This window comes from Paenibacillus alginolyticus DSM 5050 = NBRC 15375 (assembly GCF_000422905.1).
Lineage (GTDB): Bacteria > Bacillota > Bacilli > Paenibacillales > NBRC-103111 > Paenibacillus_E > Paenibacillus_E alginolyticus.
Window position 1 is genome coordinate 44,615 of the sequence record NZ_AUGY01000033.1, and the last position, 26,226, is coordinate 70,840.

The window sequence follows — 26,226 nt, forward strand, 5'->3', positions numbered from 1 at the left end:
ATAGGATTGAGGGGGAGAGCTGAATAGGCTCTCTCTCCAATTATTCAGAAATATGTACCGAAAGGGCGTACTTCATCGATGTTAAAAAAACTCCTCGTATTCAGTCTGACGTTACTTTTGACTATGTTCTTACTTCCTCAAATCGTTATACATGCAAACTCCGGACCAACCTTTTTACTTTCCATCACGAACCAAAGTGTTTCTGAAGGAAATGACTTCCAGGTGACGGTAAGCGGAAAACAATTAAGCGATATGTACGCATATGAGGTTAATTTAACCTTTGATCCCAGCCATTTGAAGTTTGTAAAGAGCGTTAGCAAAAGTGAAGGCTATACGGTTAATCCGATTGTAAACGGGAATAAGATTCAAATCGCGCATACGCAAATAGGCAATAAACCAGGCGAGAACGGGGATGTAACACTGGCTACACTGACATTTCATGCGGTTAATCAGGGTTCGGCCAATATTGAACTAGACAGTGTGAAACTAATGAATTCGCAATTAGTGCCTAATATTGTTTCGATAAAAAGCAAGCTATCGGTTCTTGTAAAGCGATCGGGTAACAGCGGCAAACCTGCGGTGGATATATTCAATAGTGATATTGTCAATGTAATAAACTTAGTTCGTTCTATCGAGTCCAAAGTAATGGAAGCCAAGAAGTCTACTGCCAAGATTGAACTGGCTGACATTGAAGGGCACTGGGCTGAAAAGACCATCGATACGTTCGTGAAACTGCACGTTATCGATGGGTATGAAAATGGAACTTTTCAACCGGATGGCAAAATTACACGCGCGGAGTTTGCAGTGATGATCTTCCGTGTATTCGATATCAGCGGCGACATGAATCATTCACTTGTTCTGAACGATATTGATCGCCATTGGGCTAAAAACGAAATTGAGAAACTTGCTAGCGCAGGGGTGATTGCCGGTTACGGAGACGGAACCTTCCAACCGGACAAAACCATCAGCCGGGAAGAAATGGTCGTTATGTTGTCCCGAATTGTCAACTTGAGTAAAGCGGACAAGGATACTTCCAAGGGCAACTTTGCCGATATGGCAAGTGCAAGCTCCTATGCAATGAATCAAATCAAAGATGCAGCAGAGGCAGGCATCATCAGCGGGAAGAATGACGGGATATTCGATCCGCAAGGCAACTCCACACGAGCAGAGGCACTTACAATCATTCTGAATGCATTGAACCTTGATCCTCAAGTGAAAACGCTCTTGGACAGCTTGAACTAATCTAAGGCGGATGGTCCCGTAGTCATCATTGTTGCTTATGCAGAATTACCCATCAAGCGAGCGACCCGAGTCCAGTTTGGAATGGAAAGCAACAATTCCGATTTAAAATTGTAAATGAGAGATTGAAGCTGGGTTACTGGAACGAATCGGCACCGTAGTCTGCTAGTTCTATACTACAGCGACAGTTTAGGCGCGCCGCGGCCAGCCCCGGTTAAGGACGCTGAACCCACCTGGGGCCCATGCAACCGCGCATGGGCCTCTCTTTAACCATTCTAGTGACTATGATCGTGCTCATGTTTGTGATCATGATGGTCGTGATCATGATCGTGGTGGTGTGTATGGTCATGATCGTGATCATGATCATGCGTATGCTCGTGGTGATGGTGGTGATCGTGACCATGATAGTGATGATGATCCTCATGTGCGTGCTCATGATGGTGGTCATGCGCCAAATGCTCGTGCGTGAGCTGCCATTTGCCAATGTACGGATCGATCTGTCCGACGACGATGCCTGCGATAATGCCGGCCCCTGTCGGCGTTGTCATCTCCATGGCGTATGGTGTAGAAGCAATCGGCACGCCAACCATCATTTCAAGCGTTGCCGGCGCCGGCACTGGGTAAATGCCGTGGTCGATATGGATCGTGCCGGAACCGAGTGGCACTGGCGAAGCGTAAATACGCTCAATGTGCAAGGAGTCGATGGCCAGCGCTACGCCGACAATATCGACGATGGAATCGATGGCGCCTACTTCGTGAAAGTGAACTTTTTCGATGGAGGTGCCATGAATTTTGGCTTCCGCGATCGCGATTTTTTCAAAAATCGCCAAGCTCAGCGCAGTAGCGCGATCCGAGAATTTCGCTTCGCGAATGACTTTCACGATTTCGGAATAGTGACGGTGATGCTTCGGCGGATGCTCCGGATCGAGCACGACGTCTAGCTTCGTCGCGGAGATGCCGCGTTTGATCACGCGCTTCCAGTCCAGCGAGTAGGGCTCGAGTTTGATTTTGGACAACTCATCTTCAATATAAGCGCGGTCTGCTCCCGCATCGACTAAGGCGCCAAGCGTCATATCGCCGCTTATGCCCGAGAAGCAGTCCAAGTATAGAATACGCATGGTGGTTGATCACGCTCGTTTCGACATATTTTTGTTGATGAGACCGGCGTAGTAGCCTGCGCCAAAGCCGTTGTCGATGTTGACAACGGAAATGCCCGGCGAGCAGCTGTTCAGCATGGACAGCAGCGGGGCGACCCCGCCCAGATGGGCGCCGTAGCCGATGCTCGTCGGCACTGCGACGATCGGCTTCGCCACGAGCCCGCCGACGACGGAGGCGAGCGCGCCTTCCATGCCGGCTACGACGACAATCGCATTCGCCCCGCGAATGAGCTCCAGCCGGCGGAACAAGCGGTGAATGCCAGCTACGCCCACGTCGAAAATACGTTCGACATGGCTGCCCAGGCATTCCGCTGTAAGGGCCACCTCCTCCGCCACGGGGAGGTCGGAGGTGCCTGCGCAGACGACGGCGATATAGCCGTCGTGTACTTTCAGCAGCGGGCGCTTGAACCAGGTGAGGGCCCGCGCCGTTTCGTGATAGGTGACCCCTGCCACGTTCGCGACAACCTGAGCGGCTTTCTCCGCATCTACCCGCGTGGCCAGCACGCGGTCCGTGTGTTCCATCAGCCGCCGGAAGATCGTCTCGATCTGCTCGGCGGTTTTGCCTTCCCCAAAGATCACCCCCGGGAAGCCTGTCGGCTTCTCGCGCTCGACGTCGAGCTGCGCGAAGCCGAGATCAAGGTTGGCAGGGCCTGCGCTGCCGTCCTTGATAATTTGCTTTTTGGCTTCTTCAACATCCAAATCGCCCGTTTGGACGAGCTTTAGTATTTTGTCTAAATCCATCATAGGGAAGCTTCTTTCACCTTATCTTTGGTTTCTTTGGAGAGTACCTCATTCAAGCTGCCTGTGCGGTAGCCTTGCAAGTCGAGCGTGACATATGTGAAGCCAAGCTTGGTAAACTTCTCGTAGATCGCTTCGCGGTGCTCGACGACTTTCATAATCTCGTCCGGCATGACCTCAATGCGGGCAATCTTATCGTGGTGACGCACACGAACTTGATACAGGCCAAGCTGGGACAAGAGAAACTCGCCTTCGTCGAGCTGGTCGATTTTCCATTTTTCAATGATCGTACCGCAGGGAATCCGCGAAGAGAGGCAGGCAAATGAAGGTTTGTCCCATGTGCTCAGTCCGAGCTCTTTGGAAAGCGCGCGAATCTCGTCCTTCGTCAGGCCGGCTTCTTGCAGCGTACTGCGCACGCCCTGCTCATTCTTTGCTTGAAGGCCCGGCCGGTAGTCGCCCAGGTCATCCACGTTGGAGCCGTCCAAAATATAAGGATAACCCAGTTCTTTCGCGATATTTTGCAAATGGGAATAAAGTCCTGTCTTGCAGTGGTAGCATCGATCAGGATTGTTGGCTACGAAATTGGCGTTCTCCAATTCCTTGACCTCTGTTCTATGCAAACGGACGCCGAATTGCTCCGCCAATTGAACGGCCGCATCAAACTCCCTCGAGGGAAACGTTGCGGTGATGGCGAGGGATAAGCGCTTCCGAGATGTCGATGAGCAGCACTGGGCGTTCCGGACTCTGCAAGCGTTGTCGGCCAAGCACATCATTAATGGGGTAGCGGCTGATCGGTTTGACCCCGAGGGTACGACGACGCGGTCTGAGTTTACAGCTTTGCTGGTCCGCACACTGGGCTTGGCCAAAGCGCGGACAGCCGCTCCGTTCAGCGACGTACTTGCAGGCGCCTGGTACGCCGAAGATGTAGCGGCCGCATATGAGGCGGGCCTTATCGAAGGAGAATCGGTAAGCCTTCGCTCCGGATGAGCGGATTACTCGCGAACAGATGGCAGCGCTGACTGTAAGGGTTTATGAATATTTGAATGGCACGGTTGCCACCGGCAGTACGGAGCTTGAGCGTTATGCCGACGCTGACCAAGTCTCGGCTTGGGCTCGTGAAGCTATTATGAAGGCCGTGGCTGGCGGGTTCATGCAAGGCCAGGCGCCGGATCGCTTCAATCCGCAGGCCGAGGCTACCCGGGCGGAGGCCGCGCAGTTGATCCGTAATCTGCTGCAGCGCTATTAATTAGGAAGAAGAAGGGATATCTAAAAAGCGGCGGAACAGAATGGTTATCCTGTTCCGCCGCTTTTCCGTTCCGGGCATATGGTCCCGGGGAATCGATCTTCATGATGTAGCTTGGATCTATTCGTATGAGGAGGATGCGAAGATGTTGACTGGATCACGAGGTTTTTCGTTGACAGTTGTTCCTATACAGACTTTTACGGTATCCTTGGATTTGATTATATCCAATCTGCGGGATTGGTGATTGATTCCAAAGCATTGAAAGAGAATTCGATCAACTGTTCTATTCTTATCTACTGCGTGAATAAATATTCAAGGATATATTGGCCTGAAAACTCCAAGCCTAGGCTGGCCACTTCGCAGTACATTTTTTTATACAGTACAAGGAGAGGGCGAGTAGAATTATATGACGCGGCCAAGCATGATAGTATTGGGAAATTTACCAAGCGAGTAATGGTAAGCTTTAGGTCTGCAAGGTAGGTGAAGTAGAAGTTCCTTCAACTGCACTTCCCAATGATACGGTAACGGATGGACGGGATGCCTCCGATGGCGGTGGTTCCGACAGCGTATACTTCCCACTTGAGAATCACTCACGTGATTTCCTAGCTAAGAATATTAGCTCCATAAGTGTGGATGGTAAGAGACTGAAGCTATATGTGGACAACGATGAAGTTATAGGGAATGAATACCAGACCGATATCGGCAGAATTGATCTCATTTGGAGTATTATTTGCTGGACGTGTTATTCAAGCAGTGGGTGCAGCAGTTTCAAAGGGATGGTCAGACTCATTAGACTGGCGGAAAGTCAGTTATACCTATAAAACGGGATCGGCGGAAACCTCTTTTTCCCTTGTATTCCTGTCCGAAAATCAGCAGATTCTCTGGCTCGATGATCTGTGCATGATCAAACTGGGCGGAAGTGAGGATCTGGTACAGAATGCCGGTTTTGAGGAAACTCCGAATGGGGATGCTGACCCCGCCAAGGATTAGTATTGTATTACGGATTACCTGAAGGCCGATACTTTAGAAACGCTTAAAAACGCGGAAAAGCAAATATTGCTGTGAATTTGCTCCTCTCTCCCCACTATTTCCCGGATTGGATGCTGAAAAAATACCCGGGGCTCAAGAGCAACAGCGCGGGGAACATCAAATTCGTGATTGGTCAACCGAAAACAAAAGAAGTCATCGAGGATTATTTGCGGACCGTGATCCCTTTAGTTAAGGATTACAAGTCCTTGTTGACGGTTACGATAACCAACGAGCCGGTATACCAAACCAATCGCGACCCTTATTATTTGCCTGCGTGGCATGACTACCTGAAGGAGCTGTACGGAAACAAGCTGGCTGAGCTGAATCAGGTATATGGAACGGCTTATACCACTTTTGAGCAGATCCAGATGCCTTCGGCAATTGCAGCCACGCCTATTGTATATGATTGGGTAACCTTTAATAACAAGGTGTTCTCTGATTGGCATCAGTGGATGGCGGACATTATTCATGAGATGGCTCCGGACCTGCCTGTACAGTCCAAGACGATGGCAAAGCTGCAGGATAGTCTGAATTGGGGCGTAGACTACGAGCAGTTCTCGGCCTTCAGCCAGATCCATGGCAATGACGCCTACAATGTCATCGGAGACGGGCCTGACGGGTTTATCAAAGAGCTCAGCTTCTATGATTTGCAGCGTTCCTTCCATCAGGCACCGATTTTCAACTCGGAGCATCATTTCATTAAAGACGGAGACGACCTGTATATTCCCGAGCAGGCAAAGCGGGTAAGGGCTATCTTGTGGCAAGGCGCCGTTCATGGCAAAAGTGCTTCCACAAACTGGGTGTGGGAACGCACCTATGATACTACCAACGATTTTATGGGCAGTCTTCTCCACCGGCCTGATGTGGTGGCGGATATCGGCAGGACCAATCTTGATCTCAACCGGCTGGCGGAAGAGGTGACGGCGCTGCAGAATGTGAAGCCCCAAGCCGCCATTCTATATTCCCTGGCTTCCGGCATCTACAACAATGCCAGCGAGGATACGCTGCGAAAAAGCTATGCGGCTTTAGCCTACAGCGGACAAAGGATCGGTTTTGTCAGTGAGAAGCAGGCCGCTCAAGGAGGCCTTGCCGGATACAAGCTCTTGATTGTGCCGGCTGCTGCGCATGTAAGCGCGGATACCCTTGCCGCCGTGAAGGCATTCGGCGAGACAGGCGGCAAGGTGGTGCTGGTCGGCGAAGAATCTCTTTCGCGCAACGAGCATGATCAACCGCTATCTGCTGTGCTGCATGATGCCGTCGTGAGCCGGGCGATCGTCATGCCGGCTGCATTTGGCGCAGGTAAGTTGATGTCGCCAGGCGTCGCGGATATCCGGGAAACTCTAATTCCGTTGCTGGAGCAAATGAATGCGCTTCCAGTGCGGGTGACGGATGCCGGTACAGGTTCTTTGGTCACTGATGTGGGTTGGCAGACGGCCGTGCATAAGGGGCGGCTGCTGCTGAACCTGGTCAACTGCAGCGGGGAAGCCAAGCACGTCATGGTGCTGCGGGAAGAGCGTCCGGCAAGCGTCTCTAAAGAGCTAATAGAGGATGTTTCCGTGAATGCTTCCGATCTGGAGCTGGCGCCTTTTACACCGTACTTGTTGGATCTGGGCTCATCTGCCTCGGTTAATAAAAGTGTGCTGAGCGGAAGTCCGGACCGGGTTATGGCAGATGGCATCAGCGTGGCGACAATCAAGCTGGAGCTGAAAGATAAGGATGGAAACGCCGTTACCACGGGCGCCTCTGTTCAGCTTGCGGCTTCTCTTGGACAGTTAAGTCCGATTGTGGAGGAGAACGGAGTGTATACGGCAACCCTTACTTCAACCGAAGCAGGTACAGCCCTTGTTGAGGCCACTTTGGATGGTGTGCCGCTGCCGCAAAGGGTTCAGATTGTATTTTACAAGATAAGCCAGGAAAGCCCATCTTCCTATGTTCCTCCCGTAAGCAGTCTTACGACGGGCAAGCTGACTTTGGCGGCCGGAGAGGCAGGGGATGTGGGATTGGGCCAGGAGGTGCGCCTGCACATTCCTGCCGGAAGTTTAAACACTTCCGTACGAATTACCATTGAGAAGCTGTATGATATCAAAGGGCTGACAGTCCGTTCGCCGGGTACATTCTTAAGCCCTGTCTATGAAATTACAAAGGATGTGGAAGGCCCCTTTACCCATGCGGTGACCTTGACGCTGCAGTTTAAGCCAGGGGAGATTAAAGACGGCCAAAAGGCTGCTATCTTCTACTACAACGAAAAAGCGCGTGAATGGGTGGAAATCGGCGGTACAGTAAACGGGAACGCCATCACCGTCCAAGTAGATCACTTTGCCAAGTTTGCCGTGTTTGCCATGGACAGCAAGCCGGAGCATCCGGGCAATACCTATCATCCCGCAAATCTACCAACGGATATTGAAGGCCATTGGGCGGAGTCCGGCATCAGGGAGGCGTTAGCCCAAGGTTTGGTCAATGGATATGAGGATTACACCTTCAAACCAGACAGGTCGGTGACCAGGGAGGAATTCCTGGTGCTGTTGGTGCGGGCTATGAAGCCTGCGGCAAGCGGCGGGAATCTTGATTTTGCGGATTCCGGCGCCATCAGCTCATGGGCGAAGCAAGCTGTGGCCGATGCCGTATTTGCTGGATGGCTGGAGGGTTACGAGGATAGCACCATTCGTTCCCAGTCGTTTATTTCACGCGCTGAAATGACGGTGCTGCTCATGCGCGCCACCGGTCAAACAGGGATCGCAAGCCCGGCAACGGGCAAGGCTTTCTCGGATCATGCCGATATCCCACAATGGGCCGCCGGGTATGTATACGAAGCAGCCCGGAAGGGCGTTATAGAGGGGGATGGAGAACGGTTCTATCCGGATGGACTAACCACACGGGCAGAAACGGTTATTGCCATTCTAAGGTTAATTTCCCTTAAGCGTTAAGCTGGCAAGGGAAGCAAGCTTACCCGGTAATAGGAAGAGGGAGCAAAAGAATTCCGGTTGTCATCTGCGACAGCCGGAGTTTTTTTGTATGACGATCATCCGCTCTTCAAAATGCTGAAAATTGCATAAGCAATCTAGGCGTGCTTAATGTTGGCTAATACGCCCTGAAAGCAATGTTTACCAGCAAATAAGCATGTGCTGTGGTCTAATATGACGAGATGCTTCGATATTAGAATGAATAAGCAAACTGAGCGTGCTTAAACATTTAAAGGACCTAGTCACAGGCCAGGTTTAACTCTTACACCCAACTCTGATAATGGAATGTCGTCATATACTTTTGGGGTCGGTTTCCTTACAATTAACACTATTAACTAACATAAGGGATGTGGTGTAGAAGTATGTTATACTTCCGTTAGCGACAAGTGAAAAGGAGATTTATAATGCCTACGATTACGAAAAGACCATTCGATCAAGAGTTCCAAACGATATTAAGTGAATTGCAATCCGGGTACCATGCAGGGGAATTGAGTAAGAAGGAAAGCTCAGAGCTGCCTAATGATGTATATCTCATTGAAGTTGAAAATACGATGGTGGGGTATGCCGTGGTTTGGGAATACACGAGTGCGAAGCAGTTGATTCAGAAAGCGGAGAAAGATTATTTTAACGATGATGAAAAATACTTAGAACAAGACTTCTATATTGATATCAAGAACAAAACAGATTATGTATTTATAGAAGCATTGGATGTACTGAAAGAATTTGAACGAAAGGGCTATGCAGCATTCTTCATGGATTGGCTTAAACTGACATACCCGAATAAGAAAATGTATGTTTACTCATTAGAAAAGTCACGTAATTTTTGGTATAAGCAGGGTTTTGAGGTTGTAGGTCATACAGTATGGATGTCGTATAATTAATTCTCGAGTTGAGGTAGGATCACCTCTGTATAAACGGAGGCGATCCTACTTACTCAAAGGTAACGATTTTACTTATTAACCAGATAAGCCGCAACTTCTGCTAATCGCGAAGCGTAACCCCATTCGTTATCGTACCAAGTTGCAACGGATAGGATTTCACCCTGCAGTTGGGTCAATGGTAGGTCAATGATGGAGGAGTGGGGGTCGCCGACGATACGAGATGATGCCCATTCACCTTCCAGAACATCAAGAACTCCCTTTAATTGACCATCTTTGGCAGCACTGCGGAAAATATCATTTACCTGCTGTACCGTACACGGCTTTTCCGTCACAAGGTTTAATTCAGCAATACTTCCAGTGCGCGTTGGAATGCGGTATGCCTTTCCGGTAATCTGCAAATCATTCCAGATAAATTTAAGGGCTCTTGCAGCTCCTGATGAAGATGGAATGATATTCTCAGCTGCAGCCCACGAATCTCGGCGATCCTTCATAGGCTGATCCGTTAGCGACTGGGTGTTCGTGTAAGAATGGACGGTGGAGAAAAGACCATACTTAATCCCGAAGTTTTCTTTGACTATTTTGACCACTGGAGCCAATGCGTTGGTCGTACAACTCGCCATACTAATAATTTTATGCTTTTCTGGATCAAAACTATCCAGATTTATCCCTTTCAGCAAGACAGCGTCACAATCTTCAAGACTCTTGCTAGGCCCACTAACTAATACTCTATTTGCCCCGCGATCCAAATGAACTTGAGCAACAGCTCGGGTGACAGCTCGGCCTGTACAGTCAATTACCAGATCTACATCTAATTCTTTCCAATTAGGGACTTCCTTCGATGAATCGATAAACTGAATTTCGCGTCCGCCGATCACCATACTGCCTTCTTGTGCCGATACGACTTCGTGCCAGCGCTTATAATTGGTATCAACTTCGAACAGAGCGGCAAGTGTTGCTGCGTCTTTAATATCGGAGATGGACACGGGAACGAATAGTTGATCCTGTAAAGCCACTCTTAACAATTGTCTGCCAATACGCCCAAATCCATATATTCCTATTTTGCCCATGGTATAACCTCCATTGAATAATATGAATTTCCTTACAGGTACGCCACAATTTTATCACGTTTTGGTCCCTATCACACAGGAAGCATTTATTTATCAGCTAATTTGGCCTGTTCTTGTTTTAATCTTTCAGGGGTAACATTATCTCCGTTCGGATCAATAATAGTAGAATTCAAGAGCAAGCTGTCTATTGAACCACGAAATATTTGAAGATATTCTTTTCGCAAATTGGCTTGTTCTGTTTTTTCAATCTCCGTTAACCCGATTTCCCTCTCTTTTCTTGAAAGCTCATTAATTTTATTTAAAATGGTAAGCATGGTGAATCACTCCTTTTATGATTTGTGTAAAGTTGGTAAATTTTTATTCAGAAGTTTTCAAAATATCATGATCAACGTATCTTTCCCCATTCATTTCGCTTATGACATTTATCGCCACTCTAGCTCCGTCACCGGCGGTGATGATGGCATGTACGCTAACGCCAGCTGCTGTACCTGCTGCCCAAATACCATCGAAACTTGTTTGGCCATTTGTATCAACCTCAATGATCGTCTTAATTCGCGGTTCGGTTGCTGGTTTTGTTTTCAAGCCCAAATGTTCCGCAAGCTCTGTTAAAGCTCCTGTTGCAATAATGATATATGCAGCTTCATGTTGTCCGATATTGGTTTCAATGCGAAAACCTGCATCTATTTTAACGATATTTTGAACCTTCTCTTCCTGCAATGCAGCGCCAAATTTAACGGCCTGTTTCTTCCCAATATCGATAAGATCAGGGCCGGATATTTCTTCAATACCATAATAATTTTCAAGCCAAGCCCTTTTTGTCATGCTTTTGTCATTATGGAGGAGTAAAGTATTCTTTCCTGCTTTTGCTGCAAACAATGCTGCACTTGCTCCAGCCGGACCTGCGCCAATCACTGCGATATCATACATATCAACAACTCCTTCGAATGTGGTTAATTTAGTTTAAATTATCTCAAATTTAAGATTCTTAGTTATGAGATAATAATAGGCTTTATAAAGTGAAAAGTCAATAGGTATTTTATTAGCAATGGAAAGAACTAACTTAGTTTTGGTGGTTATAAATTAATCATGTTTGTACTAGGAACCGATAAAATACGTATGATAGGAGTTAAAGAAATAAAACATGAGTTTTAAGGGGAAATGTTCTCATTCAAAGAATCCGAGTATGCCCTTATAAACAACTTTATGGTTAGTATTATTTTTTAAAATTATAATTAATGTGATTAACCTCTCGAGATGGGAGGTTTTTTCGTTTAAGCATTAATAAATTCCCACCCCATACTTACTCCAATGTTACTAACTGACAACTTTTTCAGTTCTTATAAAGACTTTTGTTTCCTTGTATAATAGCAGTGAACGAATACAGTTTATGGATGGAGGGCTGAAAGTGAACTTTAGAACTCTTGGAAAAACGGGATTACAGATATCGGAAATCGGGTATGGTGCATGGGGCATCGGCAAAACGGCTTGGATCGGTGCATCCGACGATGAATCGATCGATGCGCTGAATCGTTCCATTGAGCTGGGGCTGAATTTTATCGATACAGCCTTGGGTTATGGAGACGGTCACAGTGAAAGACTGGTCGGGCAAGTTGTAAAAGCCCACGATAAGCCAATTTATGTGGCTACCAAAATACCTCCAAAAAATAGACAATGGCCTGCTCGGGACGGGGTTCCTGTGGAAGAAGCGTTCACTGCAGAGCATGTTATTGCTAGTACAGAGCAAAGTTTGCGAAATCTGGGCTTGGATACGATCGATGTGCAGCAGTTTCATGTCTGGTCGGACGAGTGGGTTGGTCAAGGAGATTGGCTGGAAGGGATCCGCAAACTTAAAGAGCAAGGTAAAATCCGCCATTTTGGCGTATCGATTAATGATCATCAACCGAACAACGCCATCAAGTTGATAGAATCTGGGCTTGTAGATACAGTACAGGTCATTTATAACATTTTTGATCAAAGCCCTGAGGATCAACTGCTGCCTGCCTGTGCCGAGCATAATATCGGTGTCATTGTCAGAGTTTCGCTGGATGAAGGCGGCTTGACGGGGCGAATTACCCCGGATACGACGTTCAGTGAGGGTGACTTCCGCAATAACTATTTCCGAGGTGACCGCAAACAGCAGGTGTATGAACGTGTTCAGAAGATCGCTTCCGATCTGGATATTTCCATTGATAACATGCCGGAAATCGCACTGCGGTACGTGCTCAGCCATCCTGTTGTTTCAACAGTCATTCCGGGGATGCGCTCAGTTCGTAATGTGGAGAATAATATGCGGGTTGGAGATGGGCAAGGATTAACAAAGGAACAAATCGAGAAGCTCAAGCCGCATCGCTGGATTCGGGATTTCTATAGAGGTTGATTCATTAATGAATAAGCGGTTAATCCTTTAGGGGATTAGCCGTTTTTTTATACCAATTTGTCAGTCTACCAAGCTTAAAATTCCGGAACCGAATGTCCAACTGACGTTAGGGTATGATTGCCTATACATTCTGGAAAAGATGATATAATAAGACTACTAAATAGGTGCCTATGAAAGGAGAAGTCATGGACGGAATCAAAATTAATTATGAATCTATAGATGCATATATTTCTATGTTTCCACCAGATGTTCAGGAGATCCTTAACAGATTAAGAGACGTAATCAAAGAGTCGGCTCCAGGTGCAGAGGAAAAGATCAGTTATCAAATGCTTACGTTTGCTTTACATGGAAACTTAGTACATTTCGCCGCTTATAAAAATCATATCGGATTTTATCCAGCAGCTAGCGGAATTGAAGCTTTTAAAGATGAGTTATCCCAATATAAAGGAGCAAAAGGATCCGTGCAATTTCCAATAGAAAAGCCGCTTCCTTATGATTTAATAAGTAGGATTGTTAAATATAGGGTGGCTGAGAATCTAAGGAAAGCAGAGGGTAAATCGAAAAAGTTGAAGTAACTTTGCCTAGTATATCGAATGTCATTTTATATCGAATTTTTGAATATTTTGAATAATATTTTTATTGTATAAAAAAACCATTAAAAGTATAATTTCTTTAATGGATTTTTCCATTTGACTAGACATTCTTTTCAAACAAAGGGGAGGAAATACAATGAAAAATTGGAAAAATTGGATACTTATGATTTTGGTTCTGACAGCCATGGTTTATTCATCCGTTGTATCGCAACCTTGGGCGCCATAATCCCAAAAAGGAGCTAGGCGAAACCTAGTTCCTTTTCACTTTTAAATAAAGGAATGAACAAATATGATCTACTTTATACTTGCAGGTATTATACTTTGTCTCATGTTGAAACGTAATTTATTGACAATTGTGAATTCCTTTGCAGCATTTAGAATGCCTTATTTACTGATCGGTACCTTTGCGTTTCAAATTTTTGTTTATTGGTTGAGTATTCGAACGGGGCGCAATTATTCTATTCTGCTTGAACTCTCTTTCGCTGTAATGATCGCAAGTCTATGGATGAACAGGCATTTACCAGGCATTATTTTTATATGCTTTGGGGCTGTGTTTAATCTAATAGCGCTTATTATACACGGTGGATTAATGCCGGTATCAGAGAAGGCTATGATGATGTCTGGGTTTAATGGTTCTTCTCTTGATACAGACAATCCTCGACATCAATTAATGAATACATCCCATTTTTGGTGGTTGGGAGATTGGATTCCTTTTTTCAATCATGCGATAAGTATAGGGGATATTTTTGTAGGTTCCGGCTTTATTCGATTTCTATTAGGAACCGCTTCAAAGAGGGAGTAGCATGAAGGACAAAAACTGGTACACCATGGTATTATTCTTGACCGGAATATATACACTCTATATCGGCTTCGGATTTATTCAGTCCAATAAGGATTGGAAATCTATAATTATAATTTGCTTAATATTAATAGTTGATCTGTTTCCGACAAAGTTGCCAAATGGACTTTGGTACAGCGTTGGAACACTAAGTATTCTTTATTTAACGTATTCAAAAGGTATCTCAGCAAGCACGGTTCCGATCATACTCAGTACATTAATGTTTTTTTTGGTAGCTAGCAAACCTTTCTATAAAATTAACTGGTATCGCTTGTTTTCAACTTTAGGGATGTACTTTATTAGTATGGTATGTTCGGCGATTACATTGAAATTTATGAATCAATTACCACTCATCGTTCAAATTCTGGGTATTACCTTCGTTTTTGAAAATGTTAACTTTTTATTACTTGCGGGAATCATGAAGTTTGTAAATAAAGCTCCGTTTTTCAATAAAATAGCGTTAAAGCAAATTTATTTATTTCATGTTTGCATACTATCCATTCCTTTGTATCATCTAGTTCAGTCTACGAATGCAATTGATCTTCTTACTGAGACAATGATTACTGCCTTTCTCATGCTAGTTATTAACTTCCTAATCACAGCCTATAACAAACATATCTATAAAATAGAAGAAAGCAAACAACGCTACCAGTCTTTATTTGACCGTAATCCAGATATTGTTTTTACATTAGATCTATCTGGTAAGGTTACGAGCATTAACCCAATGTTAGAAAAATTACTTGGCTATTCTCCGGAGTCTATATTGGATGTTAATTTATTTGAATATGTGATTTCTACAGGGAAACAAGAAGCTCTACATCATATAGAACAATTATTGCTGGGAAATCCACAGCAATTTACAATGGGCTTTTCGACGAAAGATGGTTCTGGCCGTGAACTGTTCATAACTTGTGGTCCGACTGTAGTGAACGATCAAATAGTTGGGGTCTATGGAATTGCTAAGGATATTACCGAGCAAAAGCAAGCAGAACAGATTATTCATAGAATGGCGTACTTCGATGAAATAACCGGGCTTCCGAACCGGAGCAACTTTCAAGAGTGTATGGCGGAAACACTGGAAAAGACTAGCGACAACTCCTTAGCAGGATTAATGTTTCTGGATCTAGATAAATTCAAACAAGTAAATGATACGATGGGGCATCATATAGGTGATCTTCTTTTAGTTGATGTGTCCAAACGCATTATCCAATCCGTTCCGCAAGGATCTATCGTATCTAGGCTGGGGGGCGATGAATTTACGATTATTTTTCCGAATCTAAGTCATACAGAAGAGGTCATACCCATTGCCGATGCGATCTTACGAGCATTAGCCGAACCTTTTTATTTGAATAATAGAGAATTATATATAACGACCAGCATAGGGATTTGTGTATACCCTGACCATGGAATTGATGTGGAGACACTGATCAAAAATGCAGATGCCTCTATGTATCGTGCCAAAGAATCCGGTGGAAACACCTACAGCGTATATTCTAAAAATATTCAAGAGCTTAATGAAACCAAGCACAAGATACATTCTAACTTGCACAAAGCAATTGAGCGCGAAGAATTTTATTTGCATTTTCAACCGAAGATCGATTTGACTACTGATAAAATAAACGGAGTAGAGGCCCTTATTCGATGGGAAAATCAAGAATTGGGACCTATGTCGCCCGTTCAGTTTATTCCGATCGCTGAGGAGAGTGGCTTGATCCTGCCCATCGGGGAATGGGTGTTAAGGACGGCATGTAAGCAGAATAAAGCTTGGCAGGATGCAGGCTTCCCTCCTATTGTGATGTCGGTTAATCTTTCCTCGATTCAATTGCAGAATGAGCATTTAGTCCGTACGATTGGGCAAATTTTGCGGATGACGGAGCTAGATCCTCAGTGGCTGGAAATCGAGATAACGGAGAGCATGCTGCTGCAGAATACCCAACATACGATGAAGGTGCTTGAAGAAATAAAAGAGCTCGGTATCTCTATTTCCATCGATGATTTTGGAGTGGGTTACTCATCACTTAGCTATTTGAAGCATTTTTCATTTGATTATTTGAAAATGGACAAGTCTTTTATTGATAACTTAAACATGTCTCCAAAAGACGAATTGATTATAAGCGGTATTATCAAATTGGCACATAGCTTAAACATGAAAGTTATCGCCGAAGGGGTCGAATCGAGTGAACAGCTTTCTTACTTGCGTGAGCAAGGTTGTGATGGCGTTCAAGGGTATTTGATTAGTAAACCTTTGTCGGCAGAGGATTTTATTGAGCGGGCGTGGTCTCTAAAAAATGAGAGATCACATAATATCTAGATTTTATATAAGATTTTAACCACCGTCTGTATCACGATTTAATGTGAATGGACGGTTTTTCTTGTTCAAATCTCTATTATTAATGTGATAAACTAACCTTACAAAGTTACATTTTCCGGAGGAATTATGAACGATCTAGCAAGAAAGTTGGAGCTCGCGCTGAAAGAAATTGAACGATTGAATCAGGAGAATTTTCAACTGAAGCAAAAGCTTGCTGTTATTTCAAAAGATGATTCTGAGGTTGTTAATTTGAATCTTCCTCAAGATGCTATTGTGATGAATGAACCAATCGTTAAGATAGAACTCGAAAAGGGCAACGTCCATAATTACTCTACACCGAGTGAAAAGATTGCGTTATTTCGCAGTCTTTTTCGTGGTCGTGAAGACGTTTATCCAAACAGATGGGAAAGTAAAACGGGAAAATCTGGGTACTCTCCAGTATGTGGTAACGAATGGTCATTTGTTTGTAAGAAACCTCAGATCAAATGCTCAGACTGCTCCCATAAAGAGTTTCTCCCTGTAACGGATGAGATCGTATCACATCATCTTGATGCAAAGATTAACCGTACGATTGGTGTTTATCCAATGCTGCAGGATGAAACTTGTTGGTTTCTAGCAATTGATTTTGATAAACAAGATTGGAAACAGGATGTAGCCGCCGTCATAACAACTTGTGAAGAACTTCAGATTCCTGCTTCGTTGGAACGCTCCCGTTCGGGAAATGGGGGGCATGTATGGATATTTTTTGATCAGCCTATTGAAGCAAGTTTGGCACGGAAATTCGGATGTGCTCTTTTAACCAGGACGATGGAAAATAGATATGAGCTTGGTTTGGACTCCTATGATCGTCTTTTTCCTAACCAAGATACGCTTCCAAGAGGTGGATTTGGCAATTTGATAGCTCTACCTTTGCAAGGAGGCCCTCGAAAAGAAGGGAATAGTGTTTTTGTAGATAGGGATTTTATTCCGTATGAAGATCAATGGAGTTTTTTATCAGGTTTAAGGAAAATGAGTATTTCTCAAGTAGAAACTAAACTGAAGCAGATTACAAGAAATTCAAAGGTTTTAAACGTGGGTCTTTGGGAAGAGGAAACAGAAGAGGATAGACCATGGGAATTAAAGCAAATGAATTTGGACGTAGAAGAAATGGATATGATACTGCCATCGAAGGTTCATATCACTTTATCTAATATGATCTATATTGAAAAGAACGGATTATCAGGTAAAGCAATTAATCGTATTAGGCAGCTCGCATCCTTTCAAAATCCAGATTTTTATAAAACACAAGCAATGCGGTTGCCTACTTATGGCAAACCTCGCGTCATCGGATGTGCAGAAGACTTTCCTAAGCATATTGCTTTGCCCAGAGGGTGTCTCCATTTAGTCATTAATTTGTTAAATAAGTACAATGTTGAATGTTCGATAACCGATGAGAGAAATAAGGGGTTAGAGGTAGATATACAGTTTTCAGGTCAACTCTCAATCCTGCAGGATACAGCGGCGAGATCAATTTTAGCTCATGATACAGGTATTCTCTCTGCTACAACGGCTTTTGGAAAAACGGTAGTTGCAGCATCAATTATTGCTTCGAGAAAAGTAAATACCCTAGTGTTGGTACATCGCCGTGAATTGATGGATCAGTGGAAGGAAAGATTAAATACTTTTCTAAATCTGCAAACAAAAGATATTGGTGTCATTGGGGGCGGGAAGGAAAAACGAACGGGTGTTATCGATATTGCTGTCATTCAAAGCCTAAATAATAAAGGTCAAATAAAGGATTACTTAACAGAGTACGGGCAAATCATTGTAGACGAATGCCATCATGTTTCGGCTTTTAGCTTTGAGCAAGTATTGAAAAAGGCAAATGCCAAATATGTAGTTGGTTTAACGGCTACTCCAACCAGGCAAGATGGTCAACAACCTATTGTTCTTATGCAGTGCGGTCCGATTCGAACTAGAATAGACGCGAAGTCACAAGCTTTAGTAAGGGGATTTGAACATAAAGTGTTGCCAAGGTATACATCTTTTCAATTGCCATCTCAGACGGTCAGTCCTTCTATTCAGACAATTTATCAGTTATTAGTAGAAGATGAAAAAAGGAATGAGATGATTTTTGACGATTTATTAAAATGTTTAGAACAAGGAAGATCACCGATCCTTCTAGCAGAACGAACAGCGCATGTAGAGTATTTTGAAAAGAAGCTTGAAAAGTTCGCTAAAAATGTGATTGTGTTACGAGGCGGTATGGGCAAAAAGCAGAGGGAAGCGATTAGGCAACGGATTGCGAGCATACCTGATAACGAAGAACGAGTTTTTATTGCAACGGGTAAATTGATTGGAGAAGGCTTCGATGATGCTAGGCTGGATACGTTATTTTTAGTTCATCCAATCTCGTGGAAAGGAAGCTTGCAGCAATACGCAGGGAGATTACATCGGTCACATGCTAACAAACAAGATGTTCAAATTTATGATTATGTTGACATTCAGGTACCACTTCTCATGAGTATGTATAGAAAAAGGGTAAAAGGATACCGAACAATGGGGTATAGCGGGATGGAATTGTAGATATGACAGAATAACCACCATAAATGAAAGGAAAGAAATTTACTATGACCAAGATTTCAATACCGGAGCTTAAGAAACAATTAAAAACTTATAAAGCTGAAGAGCTAGTCTCTATCATTATCGATTGTTATAAATCAAGTAGCGATGTAAAGAGCTATATTCATATGATGCTGGAGCCTGAAAGTACAGAAAATCAATTGTTTGATGCAGCCGAAAGGAAAATTTCGCAACAGTTTTTCCCTGACCGCGGCCATCCAAAGCTTAAATTGGCAGAAGCAAAAAAGGCTATTTCTGAATTCAGCAAGCTTTGCAACAATCAAGCGAGAACGATAGAATTGATGATCTATTATGTAGAACTCGGTGTGAGTTTTACTAGCAGTTACGGAGATATCGATGAACCATTTTATTATAGTATGGAGTCTATGTATCAAAATGCTTTAAATAAAATCAGAACAGATAGCGGAAGTGGATTGTATCATCTCTTTCGAGACAGGCTTAAGGGGATTGTTCGGAATACAGATGGAATGGGTTGGGGCTTTCATGATCAACTAGCTGGAATGTTTTATGAATTTGCAGCCGACTATGAAGATGAAATTGAGTAGTTATTACAGATAAAAGGAGATATGTCATATGACGTATCTCCTTTTAATCTCAATCAACGATAGAGATCATATATTCTCCCCGATTTTCACCAGGTTTTATTACTCCTAAATCTTTCAGTTTTGATAAATTCTTGGCAATACTTGATGAGGATGCATCTAATGTGTCGTCGAATAACTGCCTATGAAAGACCTCGCCATCTTCCATTCTAGCTATTAGTTCAAACATCGTTCTTGCGTGGCTCTTCCCAAGTATCTCTCGCATGTATTTAATTTTGTCATACCTTTGGAGTTCATTAAGCACTCTTGTAAGAGAGGCATTAACACACTCAAGGTAAAAAATGAGGAATGGCTTTAGATCGCCTTGTGTAGCCATCATTAGAGTATCATAATAATCTTCTATTCGTTTGTCGAAATACTCTTCAACACTAAATGCATCTTTGATCTTAGAGAGATCGTTATGAATTAATCCTACTAAGGTCGAATATGCTCGAGCCGTCCGTCCGTTTCCATCAGGAAATGGATGAACATATCCGATCAAATGATGGGTAATGCCCGATATTAAAAGTGGATGAAGCTTTTTCTCTTGAATGATTTCAGAATCATAGGCACTCATACATCCTGTTACACTAGTATATAACCAAGAGAAGAAGGCATTCATCAAATGGGGGGCCTGATTAAAAGCGGGAGGCTGATAACTAATGTTTCCATCGCCGTCTTGAAGTGCAACAGGAATTTGCCTATAGCCCTCCGGGTATCCGGTTAAATCTTTCATTAGTAATTGTTAATGGATTCTTTTTGTAATCTTGATAAAGCTTTTCAACTTCTTTATATTCTAATTTGTTTTGTTCTATTTTAGTTGTAAAATGTGCGGTCTTAACTAATGAATTACGCAGAATATTTGGTTTTAGCGGGTGACTTTTTAGACCCAGCCTTGCCAGTGCACCAATATTCCTTTCTGCTTCAAGAATAAGTTGTTGAATCTCGTAGTCGAAGGGATTAACATTAGGGCGATATACCAACCGAGCCCCATCATACATGAAATGTTCAGATGAAAAAGTATATGTCATTTTACATCACTCTTTTACACTTGAAAATCCTTATATATTAAGGGTTTATACTAGTAATTATTATATTCAATTACACTTATTATGTACACATTTAAATGCAGATAAACTAGCCTAGTTTTTCCTCAAAGAGTAACTATAGGTTAGCTCAAATTCATTCATTAGCTGAGAGAAAAAGTAGAAGCGGCATATTCCTTGTACAACCCGCATATCCATAATCAAAAGCATAAATAGCAGGCAAAGGTGCCTTAGGTCCAAGAGCGACACGTCGTTCTCTGCACCTGGGCACCTTTTTGTTTTCATTCATTTAGGCGAAGAGGTGAAAGGAGTGAAACAACAACCAATTCGGGCCATTCCGCTCGCTGTCAGGATCATCCCAAATGTGGATGCCGGCTTGGCTCTTCAGTTGGAATTGAAGCCGGGCATTCGCAGCCTCGGTCTGTTAACGTCCAGCATCGATGATGTGGGCTACACCGCTATCGATGAAGCAACGAAGAATGCAGCAGTCGAAGTGGTATATGCTCGTTCATTTTATGCGGGATCAGGTCATGCTTCTGGACCGCTATCAGGAGAATTTATAGGGATCATAGGCGGTGCATCGCCCGCCGAAGTGAGAAGCGGGCTTGATGCGGCTATCCAGGTGATGGAGACTGGGGCTTGTTTTTACTCCCTCAACGACGAGGGAACGCATGCTTACTATGCTCATGTTGTCTCCAGAACCGGTTCTTATCTGTCCACATTGGCGGAAATTCAAGAAGGAGAGCCTCTTGCCTATTTGATTGCTCCGCCACTCGAAGCTGTTTTCGGACTCGATGCTGCACTCAAGGCAGCCGATGTGCGAATGTGTAAGTTTTACGGCCCTCCGACGGAGACAAATTTTGGGGGAGGATTATTGACAGGCAGTCAATCTTCTTGTACGGCAGCAGCCGAAGCGTTCGCGGAGGCCGTTCAAAGCGTTGCTCGAGAGCCTAAGAAAATAGGGTGAAAAGAAGCGGGTGTTTACAAATGGATGGAAGATTGATGTCTTTGGGCATGATCGAAACGTACGGTCTGCCTGCTTTGATTGCAGCCGCAGATGCTGCAGCCAAAACCGCAGATGTGAAGGTAACGACTTATGAAAAAGTGGATGCCGGCATTGTAACGATCTATATTTTGGGCGATGTTGCAGCGGTCAAAGCTGCTGTGGATGCAGGTGCGGCAGAAGCGAAGCGAGTGGGCAAGCTGTTATCCACACATGTTATACCTCGACCTGATCCTGCTGTACACACGATGATTCAGGAGGCTTGGGCTAAAAACCAACCGAAAGCTTCATCAAAGGAGGAGCTCAATAAGGCTCCAGCGCCGCATGAAGTGAGCGCACCAAATTGGAGCAAAATGACCGTAGCACAGCTCAGAGAGCTTGCGCATCATACCCCCCGATTCCCAATAACCGGTCGAGATATCCAATTGGTTAGCAAAGCCGAACTGGTAAGGCTTTTCGCGGGAATGGAGGGGGAGAGCTAATAACATGAAGCTCGATAGCGATTTACAAGCGATCCAGGAGGTCCGCCATTTCCTTCAAGAGGCGAAGGCGGCACAAAAACAACTGGAGCAAATGACGCAATCGCAAATTGACGTCATCGTAGCAGCCATGGCTCAAGCGGCGGAGTCGGAAGCGGAGCGGCTGGGCGTTCTGGCCGTAGAAGAGACAGGCTTCGGAAAAGTCGCGGATAAAAAAGCGAAAAATCTCTTCGTTGCAAGAGATGTCTACTCGGCAATCAAGGATATGCAAACGGTCGGTATTATCCGCAAGGATGATGTGAAGCAAGTCTGGGAAATCGCTCAACCCGTCGGTATTGTTGCAGCCATTATACCTTCAACGAACCCAACATCGACGGTCTTGTTCAAATGTATGATCTCACTTAAATCAAGAAACGCCATCGTGATCAGTCCGCATCCATCGGCACTGCGATGTTCGCAGGAGTCGGCAGTCGTCATGCGTGCTGCAGCGGAGAAGGCAGGAGCCCCGCCCGGGCTGATTCATTGTCTATCGGTTCCGTCCCTTGAGGCGAGCGGCGAATTAATGAAGCATAAGCTGACCGATCTCATCTTGGCAACGGGCGGAACCGCAATGGTCAAGGCCGCTTACAGCTCCGGTAAGCCTGCATACGGTGTCGGACCTGGCAATGTGCCGGTTTACATACACAGGAGTGCGAATATCGCCCGAGCTGTGAGCTTAATTTTGCAAAGCAAAACGTTCGACTATGGAACCATTTGCGCTTCGGAACAAGCGCTTGTCGTCGATCAAGCGATAAAGGCGGAGCTGGTCGCGGAATTGAAGCGGCAGGGGGCTTACTTTTTGAACACGCAAGAAAAAGAAAAGGTCGGCTCGATCCTCACCATTGGAAAAGGAATGAACCCGCATGTGGTTGGCCGTTCTCCGCAAGTGATTGCGGGCAAGGCTGGCATAACCGTTCCAGAGGATGCAAGGGTACTTATCGCGGAGGAGTCGGAGGTAGGGCATGTGTATCCATTTTCCATGGAGAAACTCAGTCCTGTACTTGCTTTATATACCGTTAACGACTGGCAAGAAGGCTGCCACCGCTGTATCCAACTGTTGGAGCTCGGAGGTCTTGGACATACACTCGGCATTCATGCCGAGGACTTGTCGATCATTGAGGCGTTCGGTTTGGAGAAACCAGCATCGCGCATTGTGGTGAATACAGGCACTACGTTCGGTGGCATTGGTGCAACGACGGGGATTATGCCATCGATGACGCTGGGCTGTGGTTCCTATGGCAACAACATCACATCCGATAACATCGGACCTCAGCATTTGCTGAACATCAAGCGAGTAGCTTTTGGCATAAAAGAGATGCCGACGGAGTCCGATACGAACCGTGTTGTAGCTCTAGTGGCGGAAAATTTGGAAAGCTCTAATAAACTAGGTATTACGCGCGATGAAGTTGCGCAGATCATAAAAAGCGTGCTTTCCGAAATGCATTTGCATACATAACCCAAGGAGGAAATTCAAATGGCAGGAGAAATGACAGCTTTAGGTTTAGTGGAAACGAAAGGCTTGGTAGGTTCAATTGAAGCGGCAGACGCCATGGTCAAGGCAGCGAATGTGAGATTGGTCGGTAAAGTTCACGTTGGCGGAGGACTGGTCACGGTCATGGTTAGAGGAGATGTCGGCGCTGTCAAGGCAGCTACGGATGCAGGCGCTGCGGCTGCGGAAAAAGTGGGAGAGCTTGTTTCGGTTCACGTGATTCCTCGTCCGCATTCAGACATTGAGTTCATTCTTCCTAAACTCGAAGGTTAAATACGTCTATGACGCTTATTACGGAATCGCATCTGCGAATGCAACTGATTAAAGGTCTGCCGAATCCGTTTCCAATAACGGAAGGGGATAAGCTGACGCCAGCAGCGGCTGACTTTTTAAAAGATAGGGGAATTCCATTGCGGCGCGTGGCCCCTTCGGAGTCAACAATCCTTCCCAGGAGCGAGGATATGGGGCTCAAGCTCATTCCAGTCGGCGTGTCAAACCGGCATGTTCACCTTTCTCCTGGGCATGTTGAAGCGTTGTTCGGCGTCGGTTACGCATTAACGCCTCAACGTGAGTTATCCCAAAAAGGTCAGTTCGCTGCGCGCGAAACCGTGACATTGGTTGGTCCAAAAGGGATCCTCCAACATGTCCGCATTCTGGGTCCTTCACGTGGAGCTACACAGGTGGAGATCTCGCGTACAGACGGATATGCGTTGGGTGTTCACCCCCCGGTCCGATTATCAGGTGATATCCAAGGGACACCAAGTATTACACTCGTTGGTGCGAGCGGAACGATTGTTTTGCAGCAGGGACTGATCATTGCCAAGAATCATGTCCACATGTCCCCTGAAGATGCCCAAACCTTTCAGGTCAACGAAGGAGACCGCATCATTGTCCAAGCAATGGGGGAGCGGCCGATTATCTTTGCCGATACGATCGTGAGAGTTAGCACGCATTTTTCACTGGATTTTCATATCGACATTGACGAAGCGAATGCTGCCCATTTGAATACAGGGGATGTGGTTCGGATGATCGGCAAAAACGGTGAAATCACGCGCGCCGAAAGGAGGCAGCTCTAGGTGGAGATCAAGCAAATGGTCGAAACTATTGTTCGTGAGCTCATTGATTCATTGGAGAAGCAAGCGGCCAAGCGGCCAAAGGTGCTTTACATTTTTTACGACAGTACGGCTCATGAGGCTTTTACCGATCATTTTATATGGTTAAATAATCACCAGGTTAATCATGATATTTTGTTCCTGGATGGCGAAGCTTCTTCTTGGCTGGGTAGGCATCAAATTGAATGCGGCGGTCGTGGAAAAACGATTGCATCCGACGAGTTCGCCCCGTCGCCACTAGAGGTGCCTCTCGAATATGAGGGCATCGTGATCCCGGAAATTGATCTTGATAATGCGGCAAGGGCCGCTCTTGGCATGAAAGGGACCATCATATCGGAGATCATCTTTTCCACATTAGTTCTGAATAAATTTGTACTCATCGGCGATGATATTTCCGGGTTAAAACGGGCAGATCGGCGGACGCTCAGGACAATAACACTGCCTAAGCCTTATGTGAACCTTTTTGATTATTACAAAATGGAACTGCAAATGTATGGCGTTGAATTTGGTCCGTTGAAGCTGCTGGCTGAAATGGTTGTGAATAAAATCCGTTCGGATTCTGAAGTCGCAGAAGCGGACAGCACATTGAAAACAGACGAGCGCACCGAGGATAGCGGGCACATCTTTTATGAAGGAAAGCTCATATCAGCGGAATGGGTGACGCAGGAATCCAAAAATAAATCTCTTCGCTCGCTGCGAGTTGGCAAGAGAACGATCATATCTTCACTGGCCCAAGACATGCTGAAAGAGAAAGGCATCACGATCGAATATGCAGCTGAAAGGTGAGGTCCTATGTTTTTAGGAAAAGTAATCGGCAGTGTATGGGCTACGCAAAAAGAAGTGGGCATGGACAATTTGAAATTGCTTGTGATCCAGCCGATGGATTTCAGAGACAGCGAAGCGGGCACTCCGATTATTGCCGCAGACCGTATTGGAGCTGGTGTTGGCGAGAACGTGATTGTGTCCAGAGGGAGTCCGGCCCGAACCTTGTTCACAGATAAAATGGTTCCTATCGATGCAATGATCGTAGGCATTGTAGATAGCTATGAAGTCACGCAAGAAACCGAGGAGGAAGTATGGAAGAGCAGAAGCAAAGAGTGATTCAGGAATATGTGCCCGGCAAACAACTGACACTGGCTCATGTGATTGCCAATCCAGACCCGGTTTTGTATACGAAGCTCGGTATTGAAGAGAGGAATGCGATCGGGATTTTAACACTTACTCCCACGGAAACGGCCATCATTGCTGCTGACATTGCGACTAAAGCGGCAAGTGTGGGCATCGGTTATTTAGATCGGTTCACGGGCTCGCTCGTGCTCACGGGGGAAGTAGCAGCTGTGGAGATGGCGATTGAGGCTGTGAATGCTTTTTTGCAGGATAAGCTGAAATTTGCGACTGCACCCATAACGAGGTCATGAATTT

The 26,226-nt window shown here is 45.1% G+C and carries 28 protein-coding genes; 20 read left to right on the top strand and 8 right to left on the bottom strand.

All coding sequences use genetic code 11. The features are described from left to right. Positions 1-78: 78 nt before the first annotated feature. Positions 79-1,242 (top strand): S-layer homology domain-containing protein, encoded by a 1,164-nt coding sequence (locus G519_RS47545; protein ID WP_051253427.1) that lies wholly within the window; start codon positions 79-81, stop codon positions 1,240-1,242. 272 nt (positions 1,243-1,514) lie between these two features. On the opposite strand, the gene larC is transcribed toward G519_RS47545, so the two are convergent. The 3 genes from larC to larE are packed head-to-tail and all read right to left on the bottom strand — an operon-like array spanning position 1,515 to position 3,907. Next, positions 1,515-2,357, bottom strand: coding sequence for a nickel pincer cofactor biosynthesis protein LarC (larC, locus tag G519_RS43220; protein WP_036633091.1), 843 nt, complete (start codon positions 2,355-2,357; stop codon positions 1,515-1,517). Positions 2,358-2,366: 9 nt separating this feature from the next. Continuing rightward, positions 2,367-3,140, bottom strand: a complete 774-nt coding sequence (gene larB / locus G519_RS0115755; RefSeq protein ID WP_029195528.1) for a nickel pincer cofactor biosynthesis protein LarB — start codon at positions 3,138-3,140, stop codon at positions 2,367-2,369. Further along, positions 3,137-3,907, bottom strand: coding sequence for an ATP-dependent sacrificial sulfur transferase LarE (larE, locus tag G519_RS43225; protein ID WP_084160181.1), 771 nt, complete (start codon positions 3,905-3,907; stop codon positions 3,137-3,139). Before larE ends, larB begins: the two co-directional genes overlap by 4 nt. Between larE and G519_RS0115765 the strand changes: the two genes are divergently transcribed. From G519_RS0115765 to G519_RS0115790, 5 genes are all read left to right on the top strand, one after another. Continuing rightward, positions 3,822-4,121 (top strand): S-layer homology domain-containing protein, encoded by a 300-nt coding sequence (locus G519_RS0115765; protein ID WP_051253429.1) that lies wholly within the window; start codon positions 3,822-3,824, stop codon positions 4,119-4,121. The genes larE and G519_RS0115765 overlap by 86 nt on opposite strands. A 19-nt stretch (positions 4,122-4,140) precedes the next feature. Next, positions 4,141-4,380, top strand: coding sequence for an S-layer homology domain-containing protein (locus tag G519_RS0115770; protein ID WP_029195530.1), 240 nt, complete (start codon positions 4,141-4,143; stop codon positions 4,378-4,380). 678 nt (positions 4,381-5,058) lie between these two features. Beyond that, positions 5,059-5,367 (top strand): hypothetical protein, encoded by a 309-nt coding sequence (locus tag G519_RS0115780; protein WP_029195532.1) that lies wholly within the window; start codon positions 5,059-5,061, stop codon positions 5,365-5,367. Positions 5,368-5,432: 65 nt separating this feature from the next. Beyond that, positions 5,433-8,330: an S-layer homology domain-containing protein gene (locus tag G519_RS47550; RefSeq protein WP_327195610.1), complete on the top strand. Its 2,898-nt coding sequence runs from the start codon at positions 5,433-5,435 to the stop codon at positions 8,328-8,330. 440 nt (positions 8,331-8,770) lie between these two features. Continuing rightward, complete coding sequence (locus G519_RS0115790) at positions 8,771-9,247, top strand: GNAT family protein (protein ID WP_029195534.1); 477 nt, start codon at positions 8,771-8,773, stop codon at positions 9,245-9,247. A 68-nt stretch (positions 9,248-9,315) separates the two neighbouring features. On the opposite strand, the gene G519_RS0115795 is transcribed toward G519_RS0115790, so the two are convergent. The 3 genes from G519_RS0115795 to G519_RS0115805 all read right to left on the bottom strand — a co-directional run bounded on the left by G519_RS0115795 (position 9,316) and on the right by G519_RS0115805 (position 11,241). Continuing rightward, on the bottom strand, positions 9,316-10,314 hold the full coding sequence (locus tag G519_RS0115795; protein WP_029195535.1) for a type I glyceraldehyde-3-phosphate dehydrogenase: 999 nt from the start codon (positions 10,312-10,314) through the stop codon (positions 9,316-9,318). A gap of 86 nt (positions 10,315-10,400) precedes the next feature. Further along, entirely contained in the window at positions 10,401-10,628 is a 228-nt protein-coding gene (locus G519_RS0115800; RefSeq protein ID WP_029195536.1) for a DUF896 domain-containing protein, read from the bottom strand. A gap of 43 nt (positions 10,629-10,671) precedes the next feature. After that, a complete protein-coding gene (locus tag G519_RS0115805) occupies positions 10,672-11,241 on the bottom strand; it encodes an FAD-dependent oxidoreductase (RefSeq protein WP_029195537.1) in 570 nt (189 codons plus the stop codon). Between the two features lie 478 nt (positions 11,242-11,719). On the opposite strand from G519_RS0115805, the gene G519_RS0115810 reads away from it, so the two are divergent. The 6 genes from G519_RS0115810 to G519_RS0115840 all read left to right on the top strand — a co-directional run bounded on the left by G519_RS0115810 (position 11,720) and on the right by G519_RS0115840 (position 19,600). Further along, positions 11,720-12,691, top strand: coding sequence for an aldo/keto reductase (locus tag G519_RS0115810; protein WP_029195538.1), 972 nt, complete (start codon positions 11,720-11,722; stop codon positions 12,689-12,691). Between the two features lie 185 nt (positions 12,692-12,876). Beyond that, positions 12,877-13,266, top strand: coding sequence for an iron chaperone (locus G519_RS0115815; RefSeq protein ID WP_029195539.1), 390 nt, complete (start codon positions 12,877-12,879; stop codon positions 13,264-13,266). Positions 13,267-13,573: 307 nt separating this feature from the next. Next, on the top strand, positions 13,574-14,086 hold the full coding sequence (locus tag G519_RS0115825) for a DUF5317 family protein (RefSeq protein ID WP_029195541.1): 513 nt from the start codon (positions 13,574-13,576) through the stop codon (positions 14,084-14,086). A 1-nt stretch (position 14,087) separates the two neighbouring features. Continuing rightward, a complete protein-coding gene (locus G519_RS47555; protein WP_051253430.1) occupies positions 14,088-16,433 on the top strand; it encodes a sensor domain-containing protein in 2,346 nt (781 codons plus the stop codon). Between the two features lie 126 nt (positions 16,434-16,559). Then, entirely contained in the window at positions 16,560-18,998 is a 2,439-nt protein-coding gene (locus tag G519_RS0115835) for a TOTE conflict system archaeo-eukaryotic primase domain-containing protein (RefSeq protein ID WP_029195542.1), read from the top strand. A 44-nt stretch (positions 18,999-19,042) separates the two neighbouring features. Beyond that, positions 19,043-19,600 (top strand): DUF6155 family protein, encoded by a 558-nt coding sequence (locus G519_RS0115840; RefSeq protein ID WP_029195543.1) that lies wholly within the window; start codon positions 19,043-19,045, stop codon positions 19,598-19,600. Positions 19,601-19,649: 49 nt separating this feature from the next. Here G519_RS0115840 and G519_RS43240 read toward each other — a convergent pair whose 3' ends face one another. Further along, complete coding sequence (locus tag G519_RS43240) at positions 19,650-20,372, bottom strand: Fic family protein (protein WP_244280130.1); 723 nt, start codon at positions 20,370-20,372, stop codon at positions 19,650-19,652. After that, the gene (locus G519_RS52195; RefSeq protein ID WP_244280131.1) at positions 20,338-20,667 is read right to left on the bottom strand and encodes a hypothetical protein; all 330 of its coding nucleotides are present in this window, start codon (positions 20,665-20,667) and stop codon (positions 20,338-20,340) included. Before G519_RS52195 ends, G519_RS43240 begins: the two co-directional genes overlap by 35 nt. 325 nt (positions 20,668-20,992) lie before the next feature. On the opposite strand from G519_RS52195, the gene eutL reads away from it, so the two are divergent. From eutL to G519_RS0115885, 8 genes are read left to right on the top strand one after another with little or no spacing between them, the layout of a single operon-like run. Next, a complete protein-coding gene (gene eutL / locus G519_RS0115850; protein WP_029195544.1) occupies positions 20,993-21,649 on the top strand; it encodes an ethanolamine utilization microcompartment protein EutL in 657 nt (218 codons plus the stop codon). 20 nt (positions 21,650-21,669) lie between these two features. Further along, a complete protein-coding gene (locus G519_RS52980) occupies positions 21,670-22,167 on the top strand; it encodes a BMC domain-containing protein (protein ID WP_029195545.1) in 498 nt (165 codons plus the stop codon). Between the two features lie 4 nt (positions 22,168-22,171). Then, on the top strand, positions 22,172-23,659 hold the full coding sequence (locus G519_RS43245) for an acetaldehyde dehydrogenase (acetylating) (protein ID WP_064743470.1): 1,488 nt from the start codon (positions 22,172-22,174) through the stop codon (positions 23,657-23,659). 18 nt (positions 23,660-23,677) lie between these two features. Continuing rightward, entirely contained in the window at positions 23,678-23,965 is a 288-nt protein-coding gene (locus G519_RS0115865) for a BMC domain-containing protein (RefSeq protein WP_029195546.1), read from the top strand. A gap of 8 nt (positions 23,966-23,973) precedes the next feature. Then, positions 23,974-24,768 carry a phosphate propanoyltransferase gene (gene pduL, locus G519_RS0115870; protein ID WP_029195547.1) on the top strand — a complete coding sequence of 265 codons (795 nt, stop codon included), beginning with the start codon at positions 23,974-23,976 and terminating at the stop codon, positions 24,766-24,768. After that, entirely contained in the window at positions 24,769-25,590 is an 822-nt protein-coding gene (locus tag G519_RS0115875) for a hypothetical protein (RefSeq protein WP_029195548.1), read from the top strand. Between the two features lie 6 nt (positions 25,591-25,596). Beyond that, positions 25,597-25,905, top strand: a complete 309-nt coding sequence (locus G519_RS0115880) for a EutN/CcmL family microcompartment protein (protein ID WP_029195549.1) — start codon at positions 25,597-25,599, stop codon at positions 25,903-25,905. Next, positions 25,881-26,222 carry a BMC domain-containing protein gene (locus G519_RS0115885; RefSeq protein ID WP_029195550.1) on the top strand — a complete coding sequence of 114 codons (342 nt, stop codon included), beginning with the start codon at positions 25,881-25,883 and terminating at the stop codon, positions 26,220-26,222. Before G519_RS0115880 ends, G519_RS0115885 begins: the two co-directional genes overlap by 25 nt. Positions 26,223-26,226: the final 4 nt, after the last annotated feature.